2 protein-coding genes are annotated in these 2637 nt (G+C 76.9%); one reads left to right on the plus strand and one right to left on the minus strand.

Annotated features, from left to right (window positions below; translation table 11 throughout):
* Positions 1-80: 80 nt before the first annotated feature.
* Complete coding sequence (locus tag DZF91_RS25280) at positions 81-932, plus strand: DUF72 domain-containing protein (RefSeq protein ID WP_117359724.1); 852 nt, start codon at positions 81-83, stop codon at positions 930-932.
* Positions 933-961: 29 nt separating this feature from the next.
* Here the strand turns inward: DZF91_RS25280 and DZF91_RS25285 are convergent.
* Positions 962-2637: tetratricopeptide repeat protein (locus DZF91_RS25285; RefSeq protein WP_147341375.1), on the minus strand; the 1676-nt coding region annotated here is incomplete at its 5' end.

Below are 2637 nucleotides of genomic sequence, written 5' to 3' on the forward strand. Positions count from 1 at the left end.
CCGCCCGGGCGGGCGGCTGACGTCCCCGCCCGGGCGGGCGGCCGACGCGGCGCGGCGGCGCCGGCGATACGGTCGTGGCCATGCGGCTTCATGTGGGATGCGCGATGTGGACCCTTGCCTCCTGGAGAGGACGGCTGATCCCGCACCCCCTGCCGCCCGGCGAGCGGCTGCGCGCCTACGCGTCCTGGTGCGACGCCGTCGAGGGGAACACGACGTTCTACGCCACGCCGTCCGTGGAGACCGTGGCGTCCTGGGCCGAGCAGACCTCCCCCGACTTCCGGTTCCTGCCGAAGCTGCCGAAGGCGGTCACCCACGAGCACCGGCTCACGGGCGGCGACGAGGAGATGCGCGCGTTCCTGGCGGCCATGGAACCGCTCGGGCCCCGCGCGCACGCGCTGTGGGTGCAGCTCCCCGCCTCGTTCGGTCCCGGCGACCTGGGCGCGCTGGCGGCCTTCCTGCGCCGCCTGCCCCGCTCGCACCGGCCGGCCGTCGAGGTCAGGCACCGGGCGTTCTTCGAGGACGACCGCGCCGGGCGCATGCTCGAACGCGTCCTCGCGGCGGCGGACGCCGAGTGGGTGCCGTTCGACACCGTCACGATGTTCGTGGCCCCGCCGACCAGCGACGCCGAACGGGACGCGTGGCTGAGGAAGCCGCGGCTGCCGCGCCGCTCGCGGGCGCTGACCGACCGCCCGATCGTCCGCTACCTGGGCCGCGACGACGTGGACCGCACGGTCGAGGGCTGGCGGCACTGGGTGGACGTCACGGCGGCGTGGCTGCGGGAGGGCCGCTCCCCGACCGTGTTCGTCCACACGCCCGACAACGCCGACGCCCTGACGCTGGCCCGCCGCTTCCACGACGAGGTCCGGGCGGTCGTCCCGGAGGTCGAGCCGCTGCCCGAACCCGTCCCGGCCGAGCCGCCCACCCTCTTCTGAAGCCGCCTCCGGGCGGCGCGCCCGGGGCGTCAGGCGCGGGCGCCCTCCGGTTCGCGGAGGGCGCGGAGGCTCAGCTCCAGGCGTTCACGGCAGGCGGGCACCGGGTCGGTCTCCCGCTGGGACGCGAACAGGTCGAGGGCCAGCCGGAGCCGCGCGACCGCCTGCTCGTGCTCGCCCAGCTCCTGGTGCGCGTAGCCCCACTGCTCCTGGAAGTAGGCCACGCCCAGGACGTTGCCGATGCTCCTGTTCAGGGCGACGCCCTCGGCGCACAGGGCCGGGATCGGGTCGTGGCGTCCGGCGGCGGCGTAGATGCGGACGAGGCTGTCCAGCACGATCCCCTGGTAGGCGGGCTCGCCGAGTTCGCGTCCGATCGCGAGGGCGCGCTCGGCCGAGGCCACGGCGCGCTCGTGGTCGCCGAGCTTGCCGAGGGCGAGGCCGAGGACGCGCAGCGAGCTCAGCTGGGCGTGCCGCTCGCCGGTCAGCTCGGCCAGCTCCAGGCCGCGCTCGGCGTCCCGGACGGCGTCCTCGGGCCGGTCGAGGGCCTGCCGGCAGAACGCGCGCAGGCTGAGCACGCGCGACAGGTCCCGGTGGTCGCCGGTCCGCTCGAACACCTCCGCCGCCTCGTCCACCATCGGGACCGCCTCGGCCGGACGGCCCCGGTCGCCCGCCAGGACGGCCGCGCACCGGAACCGCGCGTAGGCGGCCGTCTCGGCGTCCCCGGCGTCGGTCGCGGCGCGCGCGACGAGCCGCCACAGGTACTCCACCTCGAAGTGCTTGCGGTGCAGGTGGGAGTGGGCGGCCAGCCGCATCACGATCCCGGTCGCGAGCCGGTGGCGACCGGCGACGCAGGCGACCTCCACGATCGTCCGCAGGTTGGCCATCTCGCTGTCGATCCACGCGGCCGGGTCGGCGGCGACGAGCCGTCCCACCAGGTCCGGATCGACGACCGCGCAGCGCCGGAACCGGGCCGGGGCGGGGAAGTACGGGTCGCGCGGGGCGCGCTCGTCGGCGGCGTCCACCAGCTCCAGCCACGCGACGATCAGCCGCTCCAGCGCCGGCTCGGTGTCGGGGTCGCCGCGCAGCCGCTCGGCGGCGAACTCGCGCAGCAGGTCGTGCATCCGGTGCCGCGGCTGCCCGAACCGGTCCACGCCGCTCGCGATGAGCAGGCAGCCGTCCACCAGCTCCGCCAGCACCGCGCTCGCGTCGGGCGTGTCGAGCAGCGCCCCGGCGACCCACGGCGCGAACGGGTGCGGCCCCGCCAGGGACAGGATCCGGAACGCCCGCCGGGTCCGCTCGTCGAGCCCCGCGTACGCGTGCTCGATGTGCGCGCGGACGGCGGTGTCCCCCGCGACCATCTGGTCGAGGCGGCCGGGGCCGTCGAGCAGTTCGGCCAGATGCGACAGCGGCCAGGCGGGACGGGCCGCCAGCCGCGCCCCGGCGATCCGCAGCGCGAGCGGGAACCCGTCGCAGGCCGCGGCGATCGCCTCGGCGGCCGTCCGCTCCCGCGCCACCCGGTCCCGGCCGACGATCCCGGCGAGCAGTTCCACGCCCTCGCCGGGCGGCAGCGGCCGGACGTCCACGACGTGCGCGCCGTCCAGCCCGAGGTGCCGCGGACGGCCGGTGACCAGCAGCGCGCTGCCCGGCTCGCCCGGCAGCAGCGGCCGGACCTGCGCCGCGTCCGCCGCGTCGTCGGCGAACACCAGCA

Origin of the sequence: Actinomadura logoneensis (assembly GCF_003428695.1) — a bacterium.
Classification (GTDB): domain Bacteria; phylum Actinomycetota; class Actinomycetes; order Streptosporangiales; family Streptosporangiaceae; genus Spirillospora; species Spirillospora logoneensis.